The organism is Rhodomicrobium lacus, from assembly GCF_003992725.1.
Classification (GTDB): Bacteria; Pseudomonadota; Alphaproteobacteria; order Rhizobiales; family Rhodomicrobiaceae; genus Rhodomicrobium; species Rhodomicrobium lacus.
The window spans coordinates 1-22712 of record NZ_RZNF01000017.1; the positions used below are offsets into that span (position 1 = coordinate 1).

The 22712-nt window shown below is 62.2% G+C and carries 22 protein-coding genes and 1 pseudogene; 9 read left to right on the forward strand and 14 right to left on the reverse strand.

Going from position 1 to position 22712, the window contains the following annotated elements:
* Positions 1 to 532, reverse strand: a pseudogene (locus EK416_RS17335) (hypothetical protein); the annotation flags it as partial.
* Positions 533 to 987: 455 nt separating this feature from the next.
* Between EK416_RS17335 and EK416_RS17340 the strand changes: the two are divergent.
* On the forward strand, positions 988 to 1212 hold the full coding sequence (locus tag EK416_RS17340) for an FmdB family zinc ribbon protein (RefSeq protein WP_127079862.1): 225 nt from the start codon (positions 988 to 990) through the stop codon (positions 1210 to 1212).
* Positions 1213 to 1286: 74 nt separating this feature from the next.
* Here the strand turns inward: EK416_RS17340 and EK416_RS17345 are convergent, their stop codons facing one another.
* The 7 genes from EK416_RS17345 to EK416_RS17375 form a co-directional block, all read right to left on the reverse strand.
* Positions 1287 to 2018 (reverse strand): class I SAM-dependent methyltransferase, encoded by a 732-nt coding sequence (locus EK416_RS17345; protein WP_245434134.1) that lies wholly within the window; start codon positions 2016 to 2018, stop codon positions 1287 to 1289.
* Between the two features lie 308 nt (positions 2019 to 2326).
* Entirely contained in the window at positions 2327 to 3064 is a 738-nt protein-coding gene (gene truA / locus EK416_RS17350; protein ID WP_127079864.1) for a tRNA pseudouridine(38-40) synthase TruA, read from the reverse strand.
* A gap of 342 nt (positions 3065 to 3406) precedes the next feature.
* Complete coding sequence (locus EK416_RS17355; RefSeq protein ID WP_245434136.1) at positions 3407 to 4198, reverse strand: ribonuclease T2 family protein; 792 nt, start codon at positions 4196 to 4198, stop codon at positions 3407 to 3409.
* Between the two features lie 179 nt (positions 4199 to 4377).
* Positions 4378 to 5922, reverse strand: coding sequence for a helicase HerA-like domain-containing protein (locus tag EK416_RS17360; protein ID WP_127079866.1), 1545 nt, complete (start codon positions 5920 to 5922; stop codon positions 4378 to 4380).
* Between the two features lie 263 nt (positions 5923 to 6185).
* Positions 6186 to 6527, reverse strand: a complete 342-nt coding sequence (locus EK416_RS17365) for a hypothetical protein (RefSeq protein WP_127079868.1) — start codon at positions 6525 to 6527, stop codon at positions 6186 to 6188.
* 69 nt (positions 6528 to 6596) lie between these two features.
* Entirely contained in the window at positions 6597 to 8417 is a 1821-nt protein-coding gene (locus EK416_RS17370; RefSeq protein ID WP_127079870.1) for an ArnT family glycosyltransferase, read from the reverse strand.
* 373 nt (positions 8418 to 8790) lie between these two features.
* Positions 8791 to 10401 carry a phosphoenolpyruvate carboxykinase gene (locus EK416_RS17375; RefSeq protein WP_127079872.1) on the reverse strand — a complete coding sequence of 537 codons (1611 nt, stop codon included), beginning with the start codon at positions 10399 to 10401 and terminating at the stop codon, positions 8791 to 8793.
* 364 nt (positions 10402 to 10765) lie between these two features.
* Here EK416_RS17375 and EK416_RS17380 point away from each other — a divergent pair, with 364 nt between their 5' ends.
* The 5 genes from EK416_RS17380 (at position 10766) to EK416_RS17400 (ending at position 14756) form a co-directional block, all read left to right on the forward strand.
* Positions 10766 to 11461 carry a response regulator transcription factor gene (locus EK416_RS17380; RefSeq protein ID WP_013418339.1) on the forward strand — a complete coding sequence of 232 codons (696 nt, stop codon included), beginning with the start codon at positions 10766 to 10768 and terminating at the stop codon, positions 11459 to 11461.
* A 108-nt stretch (positions 11462 to 11569) separates the two neighbouring features.
* Positions 11570 to 13429, forward strand: coding sequence for a sensor histidine kinase (locus EK416_RS17385; protein ID WP_245434138.1), 1860 nt, complete (start codon positions 11570 to 11572; stop codon positions 13427 to 13429).
* Positions 13430 to 13436: 7 nt separating this feature from the next.
* Positions 13437 to 13904 carry an HPr kinase/phosphorylase gene (locus tag EK416_RS17390; RefSeq protein ID WP_127079874.1) on the forward strand — a complete coding sequence of 156 codons (468 nt, stop codon included), beginning with the start codon at positions 13437 to 13439 and terminating at the stop codon, positions 13902 to 13904.
* Between the two features lie 104 nt (positions 13905 to 14008).
* A complete protein-coding gene (locus EK416_RS17395) occupies positions 14009 to 14410 on the forward strand; it encodes a PTS sugar transporter subunit IIA (RefSeq protein ID WP_127079876.1) in 402 nt (133 codons plus the stop codon).
* A 13-nt stretch (positions 14411 to 14423) separates the two neighbouring features.
* Entirely contained in the window at positions 14424 to 14756 is a 333-nt protein-coding gene (locus EK416_RS17400) for an HPr family phosphocarrier protein (protein WP_127079878.1), read from the forward strand.
* A gap of 105 nt (positions 14757 to 14861) precedes the next feature.
* Here EK416_RS17400 and yacG read toward each other — a convergent pair whose 3' ends face one another.
* From yacG to infA, 4 genes are read right to left on the reverse strand one after another with little or no spacing between them, the layout of a single operon-like run.
* The gene (gene yacG, locus EK416_RS17405; RefSeq protein WP_342634639.1) at positions 14862 to 15047 is read right to left on the reverse strand and encodes a DNA gyrase inhibitor YacG; all 186 of its coding nucleotides are present in this window, start codon (positions 15045 to 15047) and stop codon (positions 14862 to 14864) included.
* Positions 15044 to 15289 (reverse strand): hypothetical protein, encoded by a 246-nt coding sequence (locus tag EK416_RS17410; protein WP_127079883.1) that lies wholly within the window; start codon positions 15287 to 15289, stop codon positions 15044 to 15046. Before EK416_RS17410 ends, yacG begins: the two co-directional genes overlap by 4 nt.
* Positions 15290 to 15333: 44 nt before the next feature.
* Positions 15334 to 16068 carry a Maf-like protein gene (locus tag EK416_RS17415; RefSeq protein ID WP_127079885.1) on the reverse strand — a complete coding sequence of 245 codons (735 nt, stop codon included), beginning with the start codon at positions 16066 to 16068 and terminating at the stop codon, positions 15334 to 15336.
* Entirely contained in the window at positions 16028 to 16246 is a 219-nt protein-coding gene (gene infA / locus EK416_RS17420; protein WP_013417974.1) for a translation initiation factor IF-1, read from the reverse strand. The genes EK416_RS17415 and infA overlap by 41 nt, the downstream gene beginning before the upstream one ends.
* 301 nt (positions 16247 to 16547) lie before the next feature.
* Here infA and EK416_RS17425 point away from each other — a divergent pair, with 301 nt between their 5' ends.
* A complete protein-coding gene (locus tag EK416_RS17425; protein WP_127079887.1) occupies positions 16548 to 17741 on the forward strand; it encodes an MFS transporter in 1194 nt (397 codons plus the stop codon).
* Positions 17742 to 17841: 100 nt separating this feature from the next.
* On the opposite strand, the gene EK416_RS17430 is transcribed toward EK416_RS17425, so the two are convergent.
* Both EK416_RS17430 and EK416_RS17435 read right to left on the reverse strand, forming a co-directional pair.
* Entirely contained in the window at positions 17842 to 18615 is a 774-nt protein-coding gene (locus EK416_RS17430; protein WP_127079889.1) for an outer membrane protein, read from the reverse strand.
* Positions 18616 to 18823: 208 nt separating this feature from the next.
* Positions 18824 to 20755 carry an ABCB family ABC transporter ATP-binding protein/permease gene (locus EK416_RS17435; protein WP_127079891.1) on the reverse strand — a complete coding sequence of 644 codons (1932 nt, stop codon included), beginning with the start codon at positions 20753 to 20755 and terminating at the stop codon, positions 18824 to 18826.
* Between the two features lie 197 nt (positions 20756 to 20952).
* On the opposite strand from EK416_RS17435, the gene EK416_RS17440 reads away from it, so the two are divergent.
* The gene (locus tag EK416_RS17440) at positions 20953 to 21534 is read left to right on the forward strand and encodes an LOG family protein (protein ID WP_127079893.1); all 582 of its coding nucleotides are present in this window, start codon (positions 20953 to 20955) and stop codon (positions 21532 to 21534) included.
* Positions 21535 to 21762: 228 nt separating this feature from the next.
* On the forward strand, positions 21763 to 22524 hold the full coding sequence (radC, locus tag EK416_RS17445; protein WP_245434140.1) for a RadC family protein: 762 nt from the start codon (positions 21763 to 21765) through the stop codon (positions 22522 to 22524).
* Positions 22525 to 22712 lie beyond the last annotated feature (188 nt).

Below are 22712 nucleotides of genomic sequence, written 5' to 3' on the forward strand. Positions count from 1 at the left end.
CTTCTGCCTTGACTGCCTCGGCAACAGGCTTCTTCGCCTCATCGGCTTTCGCGGCGTCCTTCACGGGCTCGGCAGGCTTTTCAGCGGCGGCGGGTTGGGCCACCTTCGCCGCATCGTCAGCCTTCGCAGGCTGATGCGCATGCTCGGGCTTCTTCGGCTCTTCTGCCTTGACTGCCTCGGCAACAGGCTTCTTCGCCTCATCGGCTTTCGCGGCGTCCTTCGCGGGCTCGGCAGGCTTTTCGGCGGCGGCGGGTTGGGCCACCTTCGCCGCATCGTCAGCCTTCGCAGGCTGATGCGCATGCTCGGCGGATTGTGGCTTCGCGTCTACGGTATCCTTGGAAACCGGGTTGGGCGCTTGCACCGGATCGGAGACGCCGGGCTTTGGAGCAACCGGCGCGGCGTTCTCGCTCGCCGGTGCCGCACTCGGCGCCTTCTGCTCGTCAGGCTCCTGAGCTACCGCCAGCGAAGTGGCGAAGACCATGGCGCATGCGATCCCGAATATCGCGTGGCTTGGCTTAGTCCGTGCGTTCATCGTTTCGATCCTTCGGAGGTTACAGCCGAATTGCTTCGCTGAAGCGTTAGCCTGCGAAACAGGGTCAAATCTTGGCAGCCTTGCCTTGCGCCTGCCGGAATTCGGAAGAAATCGTTAAAAATGGGCCGTCGCCACGCCGAAACGTGTCGCCGATCGATCTCGCTCCGAGCAGGATGAGAACGATAACCCGTCTTTCGGCTGGCGCCCTCGCGAGGGCGTGAACATGAAAGATTCACACCGACGCTGAAAAAGCGGTCTCTTTCAGAAAATTCAGAGGCGGATTCACCGATCGGGCCCGGTCGACTGATCGGGCCAATGCCGACGCTCGCGATCTCGGCATCTGGCCCGTTTCATGCTAGTAACGCGTTGAAATGCCGGGTGGCGGAGCTTTCCGCCCGAATTCTGAACCAAAATGAAAGATGCCGGTCGTCGTAACGACGGCCAAGGAGACATAAATGCCGCTTTACGGCTTTCATTGTGACAAATGCGACAATGACGTGGAATTGCTTGTGAGCGCATCCGCGAAGCCCGCTTGCCCGATTTGCGGCAACGAAGCCATGACGCGCCTCATGTCGCGCATCGTCATCCACGGCAAGACGAAGGCCAAGCTCAAGGCCGCTCGCGCTGCTGCCGAGCGAGCGGGACATCTCAGCAATTTCAGCCCTTCTGAGCGCCGCTGAAGAACGGCGCCGGTTTCGGTGGCGTCAAAGGGCATGGGCGATGAAATGAGGGCCGCGAAGCCCTCTTGCTCCGCTCAAGAGCCATCGGCCTTGAAAACCAGAAAATACTGCCTCGGGAGGAAGTCGCGCGCTTCAGCGAGCACGTAACCGGCTTCTCTCATTTCCTCCGTCACCTTTTCAGGGGAAATTCGGTGCTCCGGGGGCGGACCGTTCGGGGAATCCGCCTTGAAGTCGATGATGACCAGCCGTCCGTTCGGCCGGAGCGAGGACTTCAACTTCACAAAATAGGGCTTTCTGTGCCCTATGTGATGATAGGTATCCACGATCAGGATGAGGTCGACCGGCTCGGGCAGGTTAGCCGCGTCGGTGCCCGCCAGCACCGGCTTGAGGTTGGCAACGCCCTCAGTCTGGGAACGCTGACCGAGATAGCGCACCATGTCAGGTTCCACATCCGCCGCGAAGACCTTGCCTTCCGGGATGCGCCGGGCGATTTTCACGGAGAAATAGCCGGTCCCTGCGCCGATGTCTGCGACGCTCGAATCGCCGTTCAGACGCAGGGCTTCGACGACCTCCTCGGGCTTTTGCCAACTGTCGCGCTCGGGGTTGTCGAATTCCCTGGCCCATTTCGCGGCGTCGTCGAAACGGCGGTGAAAGGCCCCGTCAGACGAGCCGTGATGGCCGGGATGGTGTCCCGTTTCCGCGCCTGCAGCGGGCGGCTCGGCGGCCGGTTGGGCGAGCGCCTGTTGCGTCATGCCGCATCCCATCAGTCCAGCGAGGGCGATTGCCCGCGCGATCCATTGCTTCACTTTTTCAACCCTCCGTCCGATGTTGCACCCGAAATGCGGGGAGGTGGCTCGGCGCGGCTCCCCGTTTTCGACTTTTGCCGGCCTTCCCTGCCGGCCTTCCCTGCCGGCATTGACTGCCAATGCTGCCCACATTTCGGCCAACGCCTTAATCCCCACTCGGCAGGATCAGATCAGCCTGCGTCAAATCGAACCCGGCACACAGGATCTACAGCGTCGTGCTGCGTCCGATTTGCGGCATGACGGCGCAGGCCGCAAGCGGCGCCTTCTCCGTTCCACTCGCCGCGTTTCGGGCTGGCCCTGGCGACGCTTCAATAATCGACCGCCATGAAATACAGGCCGCAGGCGGGGGCGACCGGGCCGCATGACGTGCGGTCTCGCGCTTCGAGCGCTTCCCGCATCCTGTCGGGCGACCACCTCCCTTCGCCCACGAGCTTCAGGCTGCCCGCGATCGAGCGAACCTGATTGTGCAAGAATGATCGCGCGCTTGTCGCGATGAACACGTCGTCTCCGTCGCGCCAGACGGAAAGCGTGTCGAGTGTGCGCAGCGGCGATTTCGCCTGACATTGCGAGGCGCGAAAGGTTGTGAAATCGTGGTAGCCGAGAAGATGGCCCGCGCCTTTCTGCATCGCTTCGGTATCGAGAGCGACGCCGACCAGCCATGCGCGGTCACGGTCGAGCACAAGCGGCGCGCGGCGGGTGACGATCCGATAGAGATAATGTCGGGCCTTGGCTGAAAAGCGGGCGTCGAAGCTCTCATCCACCTCTTCGCAAGCGAGGATGACAACGGGTGCCGGGCGAAGATGAAAATTCAGCGCGTCGCGGACCGTTGCGGGCGGCCATATGCGATCCAGATCGAAATGCGCTACCTGCCCGCGCGCGTGCACACCGGCATCCGTCCGCCCCGCCCCGCGCGGGATGACATCCTCGCCGGTGAACCCCATGATGGCGCGCGCGAGTTCAGCTTGCACCGAAGGGCCGTTCGCCTGCATCTGCCAGCCCGAAAAGGGCGTCCCGTCATATTCGATTGTGATTTTGTAGCGCGGCATGCTGAGGGGCTTACGCTGGTTCGACAGGAAGAGAAAGCGGGTACGCCGTCAGAGCGACGAACATTCTCGCAGACAATCGCCTTCGGCGGAAAAGTGGCTCGCGACCGGCCCGGACATAAGAGCAGACCTAAATCGCCATGCGTTAAAATCAGACGCGGCAAAGCTGCAAGTCTTGGTTGTCGATCAGCTTCTCTACGTTAAACAGGGTCGGATCTAGCGAGGCTGATCTTAAAGCGTCATGGCGTAATTCGGAGCGGCACGACCTTGCAGGACTCAGCCTGACGTGGCCCGCTCTGGACGCGGAGGCCGCGCAACCGGCCTCCGGGCACCTCTTCACCTAGCCTACAGCCGGTCGCCGCGTTGTGTCTGGCCGCCTTGCGGACCGACACCACCACCGCGAACCGGCGGCATGGTCACGGTGTCGTAATTGCAGAGCCTGCGCTTCTGGTCGCCCTCGGCACAGGGGCGCGGCTGCAAATCCTTGGTCATGCAGATTCGAACCTCCTGCAATCGGTTCCGCAAACAGACGATCTGCACCATGTCCGGCGTCAACCCTCGATTGACGTCAAGGAAGGCGCGTCGCACTTCTTCCGGTCCCACGCGCAGCGGCTTCGTCAGATCCTGGAATTCGTCGGGAATGCGGATGCTGCTATACGCCTTGCGAGCGGCGGCGAAGTACCCGCGCGGATCAAGCCCCGAGCAGGTGCCGTGTTTCTTGTATTCGTGAATGACCAATTGACGGCTCGGCATGATGTCGAGCATGCGGTCGATCAGTTCGTTCGGAACCCACGGGCGGGAATCCGTGCGGCACGATTCCGGCCAGCCGCGCCGCTCGTATTGAGGCCACAAGCCGTGAAGCACGAAGGCATAGGGACGGGTGCCGTTGCATTGTTGCTCGGTACCGCTGTCGCGGCGGCTGCGGCGGTCGTCGAAGAAGCGATAGCCGCCGCCATAGCCATTGTCCTCGTACCGGGTGCGGCCCCGATCATTGCCGCCATCTTCCTCACGTCCCGCGCAATAGGTCGGCGACCAGTTCAGCGTCAGAACATAATAATCGAAATCTCCCGGCCGCGCGCTGCGGTCGCCTTGCGCATGCGCGCCACCGATCGCCGCCAGCGAGGCCACGCCCAACACAACGCACGCCACTCGCAAGGAACGTCTGATCCCCGTAACCATCACAACGCCACCCGAAAAATTTACAGAACGAAGCATGAACGTAACCGCTTCGGCGGCAAAGTCAAGCTGCCGAAGCGCGCATTTTGGAAAACTGGTGATTGCTGCCGCGATCCCAAATGAGAAATTGGTAAGGTGGGTTATTTTGGCCTCAGCACGCGCTCAAGGATGCGACCCGCCGCCGAGCCGAGCGAGCGCAGCAGCGACTTGCCGAACGCCTCGCCGTAGGTCTGGCGACTGTATCCGCCGCCACGCCCGCGCCCCTTCGGCTGCGGTTCGGGCTGAGGATCGTCCTCGCGCGGCAGCGGTTCGTCCGGCGAACCGGGCTTTTTCGGTATGCGAAACTCGCCCGCCCATTCGTAATCGTCATCGTTTCGAGCCTTGCCGGAACGCGCTCCGTTTGCGCTGCGCGTCCTGCCGCCGTTCGATGGCGCGGCACTCTCCTCCTCGTCGTATTTCCCAACCACGGGGCTTGCCTCGATCACCGCCTTGCGCTCTTCCGGCGTGACCGGCCCGAGCTGCGACGAGGGCGGACGGATCAGCGTCCGCTGCACGATGGACGGTTCGCCCTTCCCTTCCAGAAAGGAAACGAGCGCCTCGCCCGTGCCGAGTTCGAGAATGGCCTTTTCGGCATTGAAGGCAGGGTTCGCGCGGAAGGTCTCGGCGGCGGCGCGCACGGCCTTCTGCTCGCGCGGGCTGAAGGCGCGCAGGCCATGCTGCACGCGGTTGCCGAGCTGGCTCGATACGCGATCCGGCACGTCGAGCGGGTTCTGCGTGATGTAGTAGACTCCGACGCCCTTCGAGCGGATGAGGCGCGTGACCTGCTCGATGCGCTCCAGCAGCGCTTTCGGCGCCTCGTTGAAGAGGAGATGCGCCTCATCGAAGAAGAAGACGAGCTTCGGCTTTTCGACGTCGCCAACCTCGGGCAGCTTGTTGAAGAGTTCCGTCATCAGCCACAGAAGGAAGGTCGAGTAGAGCCGCGGCGTCGACATGAGCTTGTCGGCGGCGAAAACGCTGACATAGCCGCGCCCGTCGTCCGCCTTTCGCATGAAGTCGTCGATGTCGAGCTCGGGCTTGCCGAAAAACAATTCGGCTTTTTGTTCGTCGAGCACGAGCAGGCGGCGCTGGATGGCTCCGACGGACGTCTTCGACACATTGCCATATTGCTGGGAAAGCTCCTGCGCGCGCTCCGAAACCAGCGCGATCACGGAGCGAAGGTCGCTGAGATCGTTGAGCGACAAATTCTCGTCGGAGGCGAGCCGGAACGCGATGGTCAGCACGCCTTCCTGCGTCTCGTTCAGCTCCATGAGCCGCGCAAGGAGCATCGGCCCGAGCGAGCCGATGGAGGCGCGGATCGGCGTCCCTTGCTCGCCGAACAAATCCCAGAAGATCGTGGGGAACGCCTCGAACGTGTAATTGTCGAGGTCGATTTCCTTCGCCCGCTTTTCGAGGAAGGGCTTCGGTTCGCCCGCCGCCGCGATGCCGGAAAGGTCACCCTTGATGTCGGCGGCGAAAACGGGAACGCCCGCCCGCGAAAACCCTTCGGCGAGAATTTGCAGGGTCACGGTCTTGCCGGTGCCGGTCGCCCCCGTGATCAGGCCGTGCCGGTTGGCGAATTTGAAATTGAGATATTCGGGCTTAACGCTCTTGCCGACGAAAATGCCGGTCTCGGTGTCTTCGCTCATGCCGTCTCCCGTGCGAGCCGAATCGATGCCTGAAACCTAAGCATCGGCATCGCTTTTCGCTATGGGAAAGGCGTAAAGGCCAAGCAGGCACCGGTGCCAGAGGGCTCTGGGCATTGGGGGGTCGGAGAAAGCGAACCGGCACCGGCTCCTGCTTGGAAGGGAAAACTGCTCCTGACGGGGGGCGCGGTTGCGTTCGAACAATGGCGGTTTCGTGAAAATTGTAGCGAAGTTTGACGGGGACCGCCCCGTGAGACGAAACGCGATCACTCCCAGTCGTCGTAACGCGGAGCCCAGTAGCGATGATACGAGCCGGGGCGATAGTGGCTGCGCGCGCGGCTGTGCCACGGGTCGTCTCCCGCGAAAGAGCCCCAGCGGAAGTGGCTGCGCCAACGGTACGGATAATCTCCACGCGAGCCCCAGCGATGATGGCTGCGCCATGTGCTGTGTTCGCATTCGACATAGTAGGAATAGCTGCAGCCGACCATCATGAGCGGTTGCGGTGCCGTTTGAGCGGGAACGGCATGAAGCGGGAGGGAAGCGGCGGGAGCGCCGTTGAAGCAAGCTGCAGAAAAACAAAGGGATGCGGCGGCAATGAGCAGTTTCATGTAATTAACCTCTCGAGCTTATAGAAAATATTAATAAAAAATTAAGACAGCAAAAAGGAAGTCAGAGGATCAAAATTTCGTATCGAACAGACGCCGCCAGCGCACGGCCTGTTTGTCGCGGCATTCCGTTTCTGGCACCGGCACGCAGGCAGGAAGCGCCGCCGTGCCGGGCCGCGCGAAGACGACAAGGCGTGTCGGACCGCGCCCGTTGATGTTGATGCCGTCCACGCAGCCGAGGACGCGCGGCGCCGCTCCGGTCTTCTCCTCGAAAGCTTTTTCGAACATTTCGAGCCTGCTGCCGTTGACGAAGGCCAGTCGCGCGGCGCCAGATCCAAGCGCTTCGGCCGATCCGGGGACACTGCCGAGGATCGTGCGCGTGCCGTTCATGAAGACGAGGCTCGGCTCGCTGATGCCACCGAACGCGACAGGGGCATCGCCGCATCCCCGCAGTTTTTCCGCGGCTGCGGCGGCGCTCCGCGTAATCCAGATCGGCTCAAGGCCCGGCAACCCGACGCGAAAGGCGGCGGTGTAGAACAACGCGGCGGAGACGACCGCGCCGGCCAAGGCCGCGCGGGAATATCTGCCCCACGCCGACGCCGCCGTGAAAGCCGATACCGCCGCAAGCGCGACAAGAACGGCTGCGAGCAGCGGAAAAGCCGGCGCCTCCGCAATCCATGACAACCCGAGAAGCAGCACGATCTGCGCCGTCGCAAGCGTCGCCCACAGAACGGCGCTCAGTCGCGCGCGCGATAATCCCTGCGCCGCCTCGCGGAAGGCGAACGCAGCGGCCAGGGCGATGGCTGGATAAAGCGGCAGGGCATAGTGAGGCAGCTTCGTCGGAATGACCTCGATGATGAGCCACCACGGCACGATCCACGCCAGGAGGAACAGCACGCGACGCGAGACGCGCCTCTGCCGCCACAGCCAGGCAATCGCTCCGCCAGTTACGAACAGAACTGCGGGCCAGAACGTCCACCAGAAGGCGAGGAAATAGAAGCCGGGCGGTCCCCAGTGCTTCTCCTGACCGCTCGCGAGCTTGCCCGCGAAGTCCTGCCCGAGCGACGTCTTGAAGAACGCGCCGCCTGACGAAACGCCGATGGCGATGAACCACGGAAGCGTCAGCAGCAGAAGCAGCGGCACGCCCCATTTCCAGTGCAGGTTCCTGAGCCACGTGCGGCGACGGTCTAAAATCAGCACCACGGCGGCGGTGATAAACGACAGCCCCGGCGCGACCGGGCCCTTGATGAGGATGCCAACGCCAAGCCCGATCCAGAACAAAGCGGCCAGTCCGCGCGTGCGGGCAGGATCGCCCGCCATGTAGAGCCGGAACAGCGCCCCCTGCGCCAGCATGATGGCGGCGATGAGCGCTGCGTCCGACTTCGCGATGCGCGCCTCGAAAGATAGCGTGAGGCAGGTTGCGAATAGCGTAGCGGCAACGAGCGCCGTCTCTCGGCCGAAGATGCCGCGCGCAGCCCAGAATGTCAGAAGCACCGCGCCGAGCGCGCCGAGAAACGACGGGATACGATAGGCCCAGATGTCGGAGAGGGTCGCGCCCGCGCTTTCAGCCGCCGTCACCGCCGCCGATTGCAGCCAATAGATGCCGACAGGCTTCTTGTAGCGCGTTTCCTGCTGGAAGTGGATGTCGACGAAATCGCCCGTTTCCAGCATTTGCTTCGTGGCCTGCGCGAAGCGGGCCTCGTCGCGGTCGGTGACCGGAAGCGACGCTATGCCCGGAAGGAAAAGCAAGGCGCAAAGAAGTGCGAGACCGAGCACCGCCGCATAGGGACGATAAGCAAGAGCACGCAATCCCTTTGCTACGGCGACGTCGACGGCGGCCAGCCGCGAGGTGTCGCCGTGGGCGCGGGGAACGCTGACCGTGATCGCTTCCATGCGTTTTGCCGAGATCGCGGTGCGAAGCTTGATCGCGCGTGAGCCCGTCCCTTTTTGAAGGCATGCCTTTCGAGAAACGGCCTTCCGCTTCCCGGATATGCCTGAAGCAGGTCTTGCGTTTTCATCGAAAGGGTCTCGCCCCCGATGCAACGCGCTTTCTCAGGCGAGGCGGTTTTCTCCACTTCGCTCGAAACGCTTAGGCGGGAACTCGGCCGAAAGCAACGGTGCGGATTGTAACGAAAGCTGGCGAGCGCCTGCGCTCGGCGCCGCTGCGGCGAGCAGGGAGGGCCCGATTCAACCCCGGCAGCTACGCTCTGGGGACGAAACGCCCCGCGAGCGCCGGACAGGCACTCGCGGGGCGCGGAACGATACGTTACTCGGCCGCCTTGAGCGCGGGCGCGATCATGGCCACGTCCGCCTCGACGAGCGGCTGGAACTTCTTGAAGTTCTCGGTGAACATCGCGACGAGCTTTTTCGCGGTCGCGTCATACTCGGCCTTGTCGGCCCATGTCTCGCGCGGGTTGAGAATCCGCGAATCGACCCCCGGCGCTTCGGTCGGAACGAGAAGCCCGAACACCGGGTCCTGCACGAACTCGATGGCGTCGAAGCCGCCAGACAGCGCGAGGTTCACGAGCGCGCGCGTGGCAGGCAACGACATGCGCTTGCCGACGCCGTATTTGCCGCCCGTCCAGCCCGTGTTCACGAGCCAGCAGTTCACCTTGTGCTCGGCGATGAGCTTGCGGAGCTGGTCGCCGTACACGGTGGGATGACGCGACATGAACGGTGCGCCGAAGCAGGTGGAGAACGTCGCCGTCGGCTCGGTCACGCCCTTTTCCGTGCCCGCCACCTTCGCGGTGTAGCCGGAAAGGAAGTGATAGACGGCCTGGCCGGGCGTCAGCTTCGAGATCGGAGGCAGGACGCCGAACGCATCCGCCGTGAGCATCAGGATGTTCTTCGGCTGGCCCGCGATTCCTTCGAGGCTCGCGCCTGGAACATAGGAGATGGGATAAGCGCCGCGCGTGTTCTCGGTCAGCGCGTCGCTCGCATAGTTCGGCTCGCGCGTGTCCTTGTCGAGCACCACGTTTTCGAGCACCGCCGCCCATTGCGACACGGCGTGATAGATGCCGGGCTCGTTCTCCTTCGAAAGCTTGATGACTTTCGCGTAGCAGCCGCCTTCGAAGTTGTAGAGGCCGTTCTTCGACCAGCCGTGCTCGTCGTCGCCGATAAGGGTGCGCAGCGGATCGGTGGAGAGCGTCGTCTTGCCCGTGCCGGAAAGGCCGAAGAACACGGCCGCGTCGCCCGCCTTGCCCTCGCTGACGGAGCAGTGCATCGGCAGCACGCCTTCCGGCGGCAGCACGTAATTAAGATAGGAGAAGACGGACTTCTTGATCTCGCCCGCATACGATGTGCCGCCGATGAGAATCAGGCCGCGCGTGAAATCGCAGGCGATGACCGTTTCGCTGCGCACGCCGTAGCGCGCCGGATCGGCCTTGAAGCTCGGCAGATCGATGATCGTGAGCTTCGGCGTGAAGGTGCGAAGCTGGTCCGGTGTCGGGTTGATCAGAAGATGATTGATGAAGAGCGCGTGCCACGCATATTCCGCGAAAACGCGAACCGAAACGCGATGGTCCTCGGAGGCGCCACCGAACAGATCCTGCACGAAAAGGTTCTTCTCGGCCGCGTGCGCCAGGAAATCCTTGTGGAGAAGATCGAACTGTTCGGTCGAGATCGCCTTCGAGTTGTCCCACCAGACGGTGCCTTCCGTCTCGGCGTTCCGCACGATGAATTTGTCCGCTGCCGACCGTCCCGTATGCAGGCCCGTCACCGTCGCGAAAGCGCCCGTGGCCGTAACCTGACCCTCGCCGCGGCGAATCGCCTGTTCGTAAAGGGCCGCCACGGACCCGTTATGAAGTACTGCCCGCTGGAGATCCGGCGCCGCCAATTGATTGGAAGGGGAAGAGGAATTTGAGGAAGGCACTTTCATCTCCAGGGCATCAAGGTTGAATTTCAAAGCGAGCGGTCTCGCAAAAACGCGGGTCAGGATAACACCTGAACGCCCGCACGGTAACAGTCCACCGCTCCTGACGCTGTACTTTGCTCAATTTTCGCGCTTCGCAATCGGTCAAACTAACGCGGGGCTGATTGACCAAAAAAACTTGACTGCTACTTTTTGTCCTCGTGCTAGCCGTCAATGACGTTAACGAAACCTTAAATGGAAAATTGACTGCAGCTCCGCAATTCCGCCATCATGGAACGGTGGGTTGGTTGCGCTTTATGATTTTTTCTGCATAGAGGTATTTCGGCAACAGAAACTTTACCGGCAAACAGAAAGCAACCTTGGATCGCTGATGCCCACAATCGCTCTCGTCGACGACGACCGTAACATCCTGACTTCGCTGCGGATGCTTCTGGAGGCGGAAGGATACAAGATCCTGGCCTATACGGATGGCGTTTCCGCGTTCGACGGAATCACGAACGATCCGCCTGATCTCGCGATACTCGATATCAAGATGCCGCGCATGGACGGGATGGAGCTTTTGCGCCGCCTTCGCCAGAAGACCGAGATGCCTGTCATCTTCCTCACCTCGAAGGATGAGGAAATCGACGAGCTGTTCGGCCTCAAGATGGGCGCGGACGATTTCATCCGCAAACCCTTCTCCCAGCGTCTGGTCGTCGAGCGTGTTCGTGCGATCCTGCGCCGTAGCGCCCCGCGCGAGGCTCAGGCGCAGGTGGAGGATTCGTCGAAGATCATCGAGCGCGGCAAGCTCAAGCTCGATCCCGAACGCCACACCTGCATCTGGGACGGCAAGCAGGTCACGCTCACCGTGACGGAGTTCCTGATCCTTCAGGCGCTCGCGACGCGCCCCGGCGTCGTCAAAAGCCGCGACGCGCTGATGGACGCCGCCTACGACGATCAGGTCTATGTCGACGACCGCACCATCGACAGCCACATCAAGCGCCTCAGGAAGAAGTTCAAGGTGGCCGACAACAATTTCGATGTCATCGAAACGCTGTACGGTGTGGGTTATCGCTTCAAGGAATAGCACGCGGCGTTGCGGTCGTTCTGAAAAGATGAGAGTCTGCTGCTGCAATGAGACGCGGCGCCGGACAGGTGTTCCGGCCGCGTCAGATCTTTCGGACCCGGGTTGAAAATGGTCCTCGATATGTCCCGGTGGTGGGAAGCGGCGAGCGTCAGGCGGCCGGGCCGCGCGCTTCGTCTGCGTTTGCTGCGCGCCGGGCGGCATCTTTTCAGCCGCTACCGATTCAACAGCATCACCCGCCGCATCATCGTCATCAACATCGTCGGCGTGGCCGTTCTGGTGAGCGGCATCCTGTACCTGAACCAGTACCGCGTGAAGTTCATCGGCACCCGTGTCGAGAACCTTACGACGCAGGCGCAGATCATCGCCACGGCGATCGCGCAGACAAGCAAGAACGGCGGTGATACGGCCTATGGCTCGCGCGCGGACGACAGGCTGGCGGCGTCCTCGGGGCTGTCCAATCCCGACCTCTCATTTCGTGTCGACCCGGAGGTCGTCTCGCCGATGCTGCGCGATCTGGTCGGGCCGACGAAGACGCGGGCGCGCGTTTTCGACCCTTACGGCACGCTCATCTCCGACAGCCTGAACCTTTATACGCGCGCTCCCGCAAGCCGTGCAGCCGACGGCGGCGTGTCGCAAGGCGATCCCGACTTCTTCAGCACGATCTGGGCGTGGCTTCGCGGCCAGTTCTGGACGTCCGATCTGCCGATCTACAAGGAGTTCGGCGCGGACGGAAAGTCCTACGAGGAAGTTCGCGTCGCGCTCGCGGGCAGTCTGGCGCCGCTTATCCGCGTGAGCGAGTCCGGCGACATCGTGATATCCATCGCCGTGCCGATCCAGCGCGATTCCGCCACGCTCGGGGCGCTCCTCCTCACGGCGCAGGGCGGGGACATCGACGACATGATCGCCCGCGACCGGCTTCAGATCGTCGAGGTGGCGGCGCTTGTCGCCGTGGTGACCGCGATCCTGTCGCTGCTCCTCGCGAGCACCATCGCCGAACCGATGCGCCGCCTTGCGGTCGCCGCAGAACGCGTCCGCCGCAACATCAAGAACCGCGAGCAGATCCCCGACTTCAGCGACCGTCCGGATGAGATCGGCCATCTCTCGCGCGCTTTCCGGGACATGACGAACGCGCTTTACTCGCGGCTCGACGCCATCGAAAGCTTCGCCGCGGACGTCTCGCACGAGCTGAAAAATCCCCTGACGTCGCTCAGAAACGCGGCGAGTTTGCTGCCGCGGGTGAAGAATGACGAGGACCGCGACAAGCTCGTCGAAATCATCAAGCACGATGTGCGCCGTCTCGACCGTCTCATCACGGATATTTCGGACGCTTCCCGGCTCGACGCGGAACTCGCGCGCGAGATGGCGAAGCCAGTCGATATGGCCAAGCTGCTGCAAACGCTGTGCGAAATTCAGCGGGAGGTCCGCCGTGAAAGCGGCATCGGCATCGTGCTCAATGTGGAGGGATGCGCGACCGAAAAGGACTTCGTCGAGACGCGTCGCTTCATCGCGAACGGCAATGACAGCCGCTTGAGCCAGGTGATCGCGAACCTCCTCGACAACGCGATCTCCTTCTCGCCGAAGAACGGCTCGATCTATGTCAGCGCGCGAAGACTGCCGAAAAAGGACGAAATCGAGATCAGCGTGGAGGACGAGGGCCCCGGCATACGCGATGAGAACCTCGAAAAGATCTTCGAGCGCTTCTACACGGACCGCCCTGAATCGTTCGGCCAGAATTCCGGGCTCGGGCTCAACATCTCGCAGCAGATCGTGAAAGCGCATGGCGGGCACATCTGGGCAGAGAACCGGACCTCACCGAAGCCCTTGAACCCGAATCGCCCGGCATGGGGCGGTGCGGCCGCGCGTACTCCCGTCCCGACGCGGGAGGAGGCGTTCGCCTGCGGAGTGAAGGAACGTTACAGCTGGGGCGCGCGCTTCGTGATCCGCCTGCCCGCCTGCCCGCTGGAATGAGGCGCTGATGGATGGGATCGTCGTTCACGGAACATGTGTTGCGCTCGGCGGAGCGGCGGCGCTCCTGCGCGGCGCATCGGGCGCGGGCAAATCGGACCTCGCGCTTCGTTTCCTGTTTTTGCCGGGCGACGCGCTTGGCGTCAGGCCTCGGCTCGTCGCCGACGATGGCGCGCGCCTTCGCCGCGTCGATGGCGAAATTCACGCGACCTCTCCCGAGACCATAGCCGGGAAGATGGAAGTCCGCACTCTCGGCATCGCCAATCTTCCACCGCCCTTGATCGAAGGCACCGCGCATCTGCGGCTTCTCGTCGACCTGGGCGCCGTGGGCGATCTGCCTCGTTTCCCCGAAAGCATCGATTGGGAAGACGTTCTGGGGGTTGCCGTCCGCCGGATCGCGCTCGACCCGTTCGAGATGTCCTCACCGATGAAACTCGCGCTTGCGCTGCAAGGACGCTTCGAGGATGACGGCAGGTAACCGACTTTGTCCACTTTAGAACGTATATAGAGCTTGAACGTTAATTCGATGCGCTTCAGAATGAATCCAGCTGATAGATTACCGCGCGAGCCTTTGGAAAGACGATGATTGGCCTTGTCATTGTAACGCACGGCAATCTGGCAAGGGAATTTGTTTCCGCGCTTGAACACGTGGTCGGCCCGCAGCAGCAGATCGCTGCAATATCGATAGCCCCCAACGACGACATGGAAGAGCGGCGAAACGCCATCCTCGCCGCCGCCAGGAAAGTCGAGAGCGGAGACGGCGTCATCATCCTGACGGACATGTTTGGCGGAACTCCTTCCAACCTCGCGATTTCGGTGATGGAAGCGGGGTCCGTCGAGGTGATTGCGGGTGTGAACCTTCCGATGCTCGTCAAGCTCGCACGCATCCGTGAGGAAGTTACTCTTGCGGACGCGCTCAAACAGGCGCAGGAAGCCGGTCGTAAATATATCCACGTCGCGAGCCTTGTGCTCAGCGCGCAGTAAAGCGGCCTCTCGCATGACAATGCCAAAGACCTCGGCACGGCAAACACCGCGAATCCTCGGCGCGGATGGCATCTATCAATGCCTCGCCGAAGTCACCATCGTGAACAAGCGCGGTCTTCACGCGCGCGCTTCTGCCGCTTTCGTCAAGGCCGCCGAGAAGTTCGACGCGGAAGTTACGGTTACGAAGGACGACCAGAAGGTGAGCGGCAGTTCGATCATGGGCCTGATGATGCTGGGCGCCGGACCGGGCACGATCCTTTCCATCGAGACGGAGGGATCGGAGGCCGAGGAAGCGCTCGAAGCGCTGACCGCGCTCGTCGAAGCAGGCTTCCACGAGACGGACTGATCTCCTCTGATTTTACGCAGGCGAAGCCAAGGCGTTTTCGCTTCTCTCCGAATCGCAAAATCGCGCGGCGCCTGGTGTCGAGACAGGAAACCGGTTCCCCTTGCGCTACCCGTTCGCCTCGCTCTCATCGTCATCCTCATCGGGCGTGGCGGGGATCGCGTAGACGCCGCCGAGCCAGCGGTGAAGGTCGACGTCCGCACAGCGCCGCGAGCAAAACGGCTTGTATTCCGGCACTTGCGGATGCAACCCGCAGATGACGCACAGAGAGCGGTCAGCCTCGCCGTCGGTCAATCGATCACCCATCCGGCGCCTATGAGTTCGTCCGTATCGGCAAATGACATCTCCTCGCCGTTGGCACGGTCGACGATTCTCGCACGTCTCGCGAGCCAGTTCTCGATCGACAGGGTTGCGAAACGGCCATCGATGTTTTTCAGAGCAAGAAAATCGGCGGCAGGCAGCGCTTCGAACTCATCGAGGGCTGCTCTGGTTGCGCTTTCGGCGTCTTCGGACCACCGCGCCCGTTCCTTATCCATTTCGATCATTCCCGTGCGCAGCTACCGATTTTCCTTTCGCGCTCTCAAAGCGAGTCGACGTCCGCGCGATTGAGCCAGTTGAAATAAACGGGAAAACCCTCGCCGGTCAGAAGTTGCACCACCTCGATCAGCGGGAGCCCGACGACGTTGGTATAGGAGCCGACGATCTTCTGCACGAACGCGCCTGCAATCCCCTGGATTGCGTAACTGCCCGCCTTGCCGCGCCATTCGCCGCTGGCAAGGTAGCTGTCAAGCTCCTCCGCCGACAGGCGCTTGAAACGGACGCGCGTTTCGACGGTCCGCATTTTCACGGAGCCTGTATCCGTGATGAGGCAAACAGAGGTGAAGACGCGATGCGAGCGGCCCGAGAGCGTTTGAAGGGCGGCGGCAGCCTCATTGAGAAAATCCGGCTTGCCGATGATCTTGCGATTGACGGCGACGACCGTATCGGCGGCGAGAACGAAGGCCCCGGCGAGGTTCGGCTCTCGCTCCAGCCTCTCCCTGGCGGTGAGGGCCTTCTGCCGTGCAAGCCGCTGAGCATAGGAGCGGGGAGCCTCGCCTTTTTTCGGCGTCTCATCGATGGACGCCGGACGAAGCGCGTCTGGTTCAATGCCAACCTGCTCAAGAAGAGCAAGGCGGCGAGGCGAGGCGCTGGCCAGAACGAGAAGCTTGCGCGCAGCCGATTGCACGGCGGCGGAATGGCCACGTTCTTCAGGTTGTTGCTTCAGGGCCGTTCCCCTATTTGAAGCGATAAGTGATGCGTCCCTTGGTAAGATCATAGGGCGTCATCTCGACCAAAACCTTGTCCCCGGCAAGCACACGGATGCGGTTCTTCCGCATGCGCCCGGCGGTGTGCGCTATGATTTCGTGGCCGTTGTCGAGCTTCACCCGGAACGTCGCATTGGGGAGAAGTTCGCTTATGATACCAGGAAATTCCAGTAGTTCTTCTTTCGACATAACTCCTGCCAATGAAATGCCGCTGCGCTTTCAAAACGCCATCTAAGCCGGATGTGCGTCTTGAGATTACGAAGAGAAACGCAGCGATCTGTGAATGTGCCGGAGAATGGCCGCTCGGGACGCCAAAATCAAGACGGATCGGCTGCTGCACTCCATGGACGGTTGAAAACAAGTCTTCACCGGCGCGCTTGACGTCACATCGGCTCCCCGCGAATGTGGCGCGGTCCTGCAATCCCTCGGCCCAACCGGCGAAACGAGACGAACCTCTCATCGTGATCGAAACCTCCCCGAAGGAGCGCGCGTGTTGAACGCCTCCTCCCGTCTCGGCGTGATACTCGCGCTCGGCGCAACACAGACGCTGGCCTGGGCATCGAGTTATTATTTGCTGGCGATCCTCGCCGAGCCTATCGCTGCGAGCACGGGAATGTCGGTAAACGGCGTATTCGCCGCCTTTTCGTTCTCACTGCTGATTTCCGCTCTTACGGGTCCGAAAGTCGGACGCACCATCGACCGGTTCGGCGGCCGCGCGGTGCTCATGCTGTCGAACGCGTTCTTTGCCGCCGGACTTTTCCTCATGGCGGGTGCCTCGGATCGGGTTTGGGTGTGGCTCGCATGGGCGTTCATGGGGGCGGGAATGGGCTTCGGCCTCTACGACGCCGCTTTCGCGACACTTGCGCGCATCTACGGGGCGACGGCCCGGTCTGCGATCACCGGCGTAACCCTCATGGGCGGTCTCGCCAGCACGGTCGGATGGCCGTTGACCGCCTGGGGCCTTGCTGCCGTGGGGTGGCGCGAAACCTGCGTGATATGGGCGGTCGCGCATTTGTTCATCGGCGTGCCGCTCAACGCGATGCTTCCGCGCGCCGAAAGGGGTGACCGGGTCGCGCAGGCCGATCCGGCGCCGAAGATCGAAATCGACCGGACGATGATCCTGCTCGGCTTTGCCTTTGCGGCGGGCTGGACCATTTCCACGGGAATGGCCGCTCACCTCCCGCGCCTGTTGCAGGATCTCGGGGCGACGGGCACGCAGGCCATCGCCGCCGGGATGCTGATCGGGCCCGCGCAGGTTGGTGCTCGCATAGCCGAGGCGACCTTGTTCAAGCGCGCCCATCCTCTCACCTCCGCGAGGCTGTCGGCCGGGTTGCATCCGCTCGGGGTTGCGCTTCTGTTTTTCGGCCTGCCTGGCATCGCAATGTTCGCCATTCTCCACGGCGCGGGGAACGGCATTCTCACCATCGCGAGAGGAACCGTGCCGCTCGCGCTCTATGGTTCCGAAAACTACGGCTACCGGCTCGGCATCCTCGGCGTACCGTCGAGAATGGCGCAGGCCGCTTCGCCTCTGCTTTTCGGTCTGCTCATGGAATGGCTGGGCGCCGGCACCTTCGCCGTTTCCGCCTCGATCGGGCTTGCCGCTGCGACAGCGTTTTGCCTTATCCGCACCGCCCCTGCCGGACGCGACGGCGAGGAGCCCGGCCAGTCGACTTCGCCGCGGTAGAAACCGGCGCTGTCCGGCCCAGCCGGCCCGGCGAAAGGCGGCTGCGTCGGCCGGACAACCGGCCCGGTTTCTACCGCGGCAATGCCGTAGATCGGACGCCCTAATAGAGCGGCCCGACGCCGTTCAGGAAGATATTGAAGCCGATCTTGAATGTACTGACCGACATGTCGTTGTGGAACTGATTGTCATCGAAGTTGAACGTACTGTCTCCGAAGTCGAAGTAAAGATACTCCGCCTTGATGGACCAGCGCGGGCTCACCTGATATTCGAGACCGCCGCCGAGCGTCCATCCGGTGAACGTGCCGCTCGACTGACGCAGCGCGGCGATGCCATCCGTCACGAGCGTCACATTGGTTTCGCCCGTGTAGAAGGCAAACCCGCCCTTGAGATAGATCAGCGCGGCGCCGTAGAGAAAGCCGCCTCGCACCGTGACGTCGCCATACCAGCCGCCATCCGATGACACCGACAGAACGCTCGCCGGGACCGTATTGATTGCGAAACTCTTGCTCGCATCATTGCCGAGGCCACCGATGTCGCCCTCGATGCCCCAGAGAAAATTGCCGATCGGGATGTTGTAGCCGAGCTGAAGGCCGCCCAGAAAACCGGACCCGTCCACGGTTCGGTCAGACAGGACGGTCGATGTGCCGTTGATGAAGACCACGTTGCTGGCAGTGTCGATCGAGGACCAGGCGCCGCCGATATTGCCGCCGATATAGAAACCCTGCCAGAGTGGGATGGGTAAGACGGGCTGAGGGGGATAGGGATCCTTGTATCCGCCATAGCCTCCGCCATAATACGGATCGGCCGCATGGGCCGTTTGGGTCGCGAGGATCAAACCGAGAGCGGCCCCACCAACTGACTTTACAACTGACATAACTTTCCCGCTTACGTTGCCACAGAGAAGCTTTACACGTTACTGAAAAAGCTGTGGCATTAACGAAACCGCAACGCAAGCGTGTGCTTTCGCCGGGCACAGCCGAAGCGTGAACAGCTTGTGGAAAAGCAGAGCGGTGCGCACCTCAAGTCCTTGAAGTAACGACCTTATTTCCGGCTGTTTCTTCAAGGTCACAGCTTCTGCGGGATTACACCTCAAGCGTGTGGGCAGGGAGTGCCGCATTGCTCGCGTTCGGCTCCACGGGCGGAAGCGCCCCTTCGTTAACCATCTCCGCGAGCTTCCTCCGCGCCTCCTCCGCTTCCTGCTGACGCATCCAGAGGGCGGCATAAAGCCCCCTCGCTTCAAGCAGCGAGGCATGCGTTCCGCGCTCGACGATGCGGCCCTTGTCCAGCACGAGGATCGTATCGGCCCCGACGACCGTCGAAAGCCGGTGCGCGATGACGAGCGTGGTTCGGCCTTTCGCAACGCTGTCGAGCGCCGACTGGATTTCCTTTTCCGTGAAGCTGTCGAGCGCGGATGTCGCCTCGTCGAGAATGAGGATCGGCGGCCCCTTGAGGATCGTGCGCGCGATGGCGACGCGCTGCTTCTCGCCGCCGGACAGCTTCAGCCCGCGCTCGCCGACCATCGACTTGTAGCCCTGCGGAAGCTGCTTGATGGAGCCGTCGATCTGCGCCATGCGCGCGGCCTCTCGCACTTCGGCGTCCGTCGCGTCGACGCGGCCATAACGGATGTTGTACTCGATGGTGTCGTTGAAGAGCACGGTGTCCTGAGGAACGATGCCGATCGCGGCGCGCAATGAGTCCTGTGTGACGTCGCGCACATCCTGCCCGTCGATGGTGATGCGCCCCGTCTTCACGTCATAGAAGCGGTAGAGCAGCCGCGAAATCGTCGACTTGCCCGCGCCGGACGGCCCGACGAGCGCCACCATGTGCCCGGGCGGTACCTCGAAATCGACGCCCCGCAGGATCGGGCGGACGCCGTCATAGCTGAACGCGACGTTTTCGAAGCGAATCGCGCCCGCGCCCGCGATGAGCGGCTTTGCGCCCGGCTTGTCCTTCACCTCCGGCTTCTCGCCGATGAGTTCGAAAAGGGCTTCGATATCCACGAAGGCTTGCTTGATCTCGCGATAGATGACGCCCATCAGGTTGAGCGGCTGGTAAAGCTGGATGAAGACCGCGTTGATGAGCACGAAATCGCCCACCGTCATCGCGCCCGTCGCAACGCCGTGCGCCGAAAGCGCCATCGCGACCGCCAGACCCGCCGTGAAGATGACGGTCTGTCCAAAGTTCAGCGCGGCGAGCGAAGTCGCGGTCTTGATGCTGGCCCGCTCGTAGCGCTGCATGGAGCGGTCGAAGCGGTCCGCCTCCCAGCGCTCGTTGCCGAAATATTTCACCGTCTCGTAATTGAGAAGGCTGTCGACCGCCTTTGTCGTCGCGTCGGTGTCGGCCTCGATATATTCGCGGCGGATCGCGATCCGCTTCTCGCTGACCGCGATGCTGTACCACGTATAAAGTGCGATCATCGCCAGCACGATGGCAACAAAGGGCCAGCCGAAATACCAGCCGAAGAGCACGCACACGAAAAGCACTTCCAGGATCGTGGGCACGAGATTCAAGATACCCATGCGAATGATGAGGTCGACCGCGATCTTGCCACGGTCGAAAACGCGCGTGAGGCCGCCCGTCTTCCGGTCGAGATGGAAGCGAAGCGACAGGTCGTGCACATGGCGGAAGGCGCTCGTCGTCAGCGCGCGTGTCGCGTTCTGCTCGATGGGTGCGAACAGCATGTCGCGAAGTTGCTGAAACCCGGTCATGGAAACGCGCGCGCCCGCATAGGCGAGCGTCATGAAAAGCGGCACCGCTGCGATCGCCCACGCCGCTTGCGCGCCGTCCGTCTTCGGCATGGCCGTCAGCGCGTCGACTGCATATTTGTAGGTGACGGGCATGAGGACGGTCACGACCTTGGCCGCCACGAGCGCCAGCGCAGCCAGCACAAGCTTCACCTTCAGATCGGCGCGCCCCTTCGGCCACGCGAACGGCAGAAGATAGCGAATGATGGCTTTATGGTCGGTCTTGCCGTGTTTTTCTGGCGGGACGGATCGCGATGCGTGGTGATGCAAAAAAGGCCTCGTTGACGGAGAAGCCGGAACTTCGGGGTTCGGCGGGTGTATGGCTGCGGCGGCGTCTTCTCTCCATATAGGCGGATTCCCGTTCGGGGGCGAGGCCCGCAGCTTTAAGCGGCGGGCAAGTTCCGGGCTGGTAAGCTCATGAAAAGACACGCTCAGGATGTGGTAGCGGCGGTATGAAGGCAGTGAAAATGAAGCGTTTGTGTGTTTATTGCGGCTCCGGCTCCGGGCGCGATCCGCGCTTTCTCGATGCGGCGAAAACGCTTGGCCGCACGATGGCCGAGGCGGGGATCGGCCTTGTATATGGCGGCGGCGGAAACGGGATGATGGGCACGGTCGCCCAGACGGTCATCGACAATGGCGGCCACGTCACCGGCATCATTCCGGCCTCGCTCCTTCAAATCGAGAACGCGCTCGAAACGATCAGCGAGCGCTACGTCACCAACGGCTTTCACGAGCGCAAGATGCTCATGTTCAACCTGTCCGACGGGTTCGTGGCCCTGCCCGGTGGCGTCGGCACGCTGGAAGAACTCGTCGAACAGCTCACCTGGACGCAGCTCGGCCATCACGACAAGCCCGTGTTCATCGTGAACACAGCGGGCTATTGGGATCTGCTGCTGGCCCTGTTCGACCGGATGCGCGAACAGCTGTTCATCCGGCCCGGCCTCGACACGCGCTATATCGTGGTTGAAAAGGCTGAGGATGTCGTGCCGCTGTTCCTCAAGCATCGCCCGTCGAAGAAGGCGCCGGCGCCGAAGCTCATCAGAGCCTGACCCGCTGGGGTCTCATATTCTGGAGCCTGACTCGCTTGGGCGGGCAGCGAGGCCCCTCGCGCCTCGCTTCTCCAACGGCGCTCGTTGTATTTGGCCAGCCACAAGTCGCGGGATGAGCGCATGAAGGCGCGGGTCATGCCTAAATGCCGCTTTTCTTTTCAAAAAATCTGATGTTTATTCTTGCTGTTGAAACTAAGTTTCCGCTTTTGCGTGGTGTTGTGCGTAGCCATGGCGAACTGTTTCGAAGAAAGCCCGCTTTTCGAACTCCTGACCCTTGAAGCGGATGCGAGTGTTCCGCCGCCTCAACCCCCGCGCCCCACGCCGCATTACTGGGGCCATCGCGACCGTCTGCGGAAGCGTTTCCTTGAGGGTGGGGCCGCGTCGCTGCCGGATTACGAACTTCTGGAACTGGTGCTCTTCCGCGCCATTGCGCGGCGGGACGTGAAGCCGCTTGCAAAGCAACTCCTCGCGCGGTTCGGCTCGTTCGGGGAGGTGATGAACGCTCCGCGCGAGCGATTGCTCGAAGTCGAAGGCGTGACCGAGGCCGTCGTCACCGAGTTCCGCATCGTGCAGGCGGCGGCGCTGCGCACGGCGCAGGGAGAGGTGAAAAAGCGGCCGATACTGGCTTCGATGTCGACGGTTCTCGATTATCTCCGCTCGGCAATGGCGTTCGAGGATCGCGAGCAGTTCCGCATCCTGTTTCTCGACCGGCGCAACAAGCTGATCGCCGACGAGGTGCAGTCGCGCGGCACTGTCGACCATACGTCCGTTTACACGCGCGAGGTGGTGAAGCGCGCGCTCGAACTGTCGGCTTCCGCCATCATCCTCGCGCACAATCACCCGTCGGGCGATCCGACGCCATCCCGCGCCGATATCGACATGACAAGGGAAATCGCCGAGGTCGGCCAGAAGCTCGGCGTCACGGTACACGACCACATCATCCTTGGCCGCGACGGCCATCTCAGCCTGAAGTCGTTCGGCGCTTTCTGACCGGCACGCATCCAGAATTGACACGCGCAAGGCAATCCCCGGTGCGCGCGGAAAGCGAGCCCGATTTCCAATCAGCCGGTCTTGAGGCGTCCGATCTGATTGGATCGCAATCAGATTGGGTAACGGTCTCTTCTTGCAGTTCAGAGACGGCTTCATCGATCGGGTTGAACCAACCCGATCGATGAAGC

Excerpts from the sequence above, each read along its gene's own strand:
- EK416_RS17380 (WP_013418339.1), top strand. The coding sequence starts at position 10,766 with ATGCCCACAATCGCTCTCGTCGACGACGACCGTAACATCCTGACTTCG.
- EK416_RS17400 (WP_127079878.1), top strand. The coding sequence starts at position 14,424 with ATGACAATGCCAAAGACCTCGGCACGGCAAACACCGCGAATCCTCGGC.
- EK416_RS17410 (WP_127079883.1), bottom strand. The coding sequence starts at position 15,289 with ATGGATAAGGAACGGGCGCGGTGGTCCGAAGACGCCGAAAGCGCAACC.
- EK416_RS17365 (WP_127079868.1), bottom strand. The coding sequence starts at position 6,527 with ATGAAACTGCTCATTGCCGCCGCATCCCTTTGTTTTTCTGCAGCTTGC.
- infA (WP_013417974.1), bottom strand. The coding sequence starts at position 16,246 with ATGTCGAAAGAAGAACTACTGGAATTTCCTGGTATCATAAGCGAACTT.
- EK416_RS17395 (WP_127079876.1), top strand. The coding sequence starts at position 14,009 with ATGATTGGCCTTGTCATTGTAACGCACGGCAATCTGGCAAGGGAATTT.
- EK416_RS17375 (WP_127079872.1), bottom strand. The coding sequence starts at position 10,401 with ATGAAAGTGCCTTCCTCAAATTCCTCTTCCCCTTCCAATCAATTGGCG.
- EK416_RS17340 (WP_127079862.1), top strand. The coding sequence starts at position 988 with ATGCCGCTTTACGGCTTTCATTGTGACAAATGCGACAATGACGTGGAA.
- EK416_RS17385 (WP_245434138.1), top strand. The coding sequence starts at position 11,570 with ATGGTCCTCGATATGTCCCGGTGGTGGGAAGCGGCGAGCGTCAGGCGG.
- EK416_RS17415 (WP_127079885.1), bottom strand. The coding sequence starts at position 16,068 with ATGATCTTACCAAGGGACGCATCACTTATCGCTTCAAATAGGGGAACG.
- radC (WP_245434140.1), top strand. The coding sequence starts at position 21,763 with ATGGCGAACTGTTTCGAAGAAAGCCCGCTTTTCGAACTCCTGACCCTT.
- EK416_RS17430 (WP_127079889.1), bottom strand. The coding sequence starts at position 18,615 with ATGTCAGTTGTAAAGTCAGTTGGTGGGGCCGCTCTCGGTTTGATCCTC.
- EK416_RS17360 (WP_127079866.1), bottom strand. The coding sequence starts at position 5,922 with ATGAGCGAAGACACCGAGACCGGCATTTTCGTCGGCAAGAGCGTTAAG.
- EK416_RS17370 (WP_127079870.1), bottom strand. The coding sequence starts at position 8,417 with ATGGAAGCGATCACGGTCAGCGTTCCCCGCGCCCACGGCGACACCTCG.
- EK416_RS17440 (WP_127079893.1), top strand. The coding sequence starts at position 20,953 with ATGAAGCGTTTGTGTGTTTATTGCGGCTCCGGCTCCGGGCGCGATCCG.
- EK416_RS17390 (WP_127079874.1), top strand. The coding sequence starts at position 13,437 with ATGGATGGGATCGTCGTTCACGGAACATGTGTTGCGCTCGGCGGAGCG.
- truA (WP_127079864.1), bottom strand. The coding sequence starts at position 3,064 with ATGCCGCGCTACAAAATCACAATCGAATATGACGGGACGCCCTTTTCG.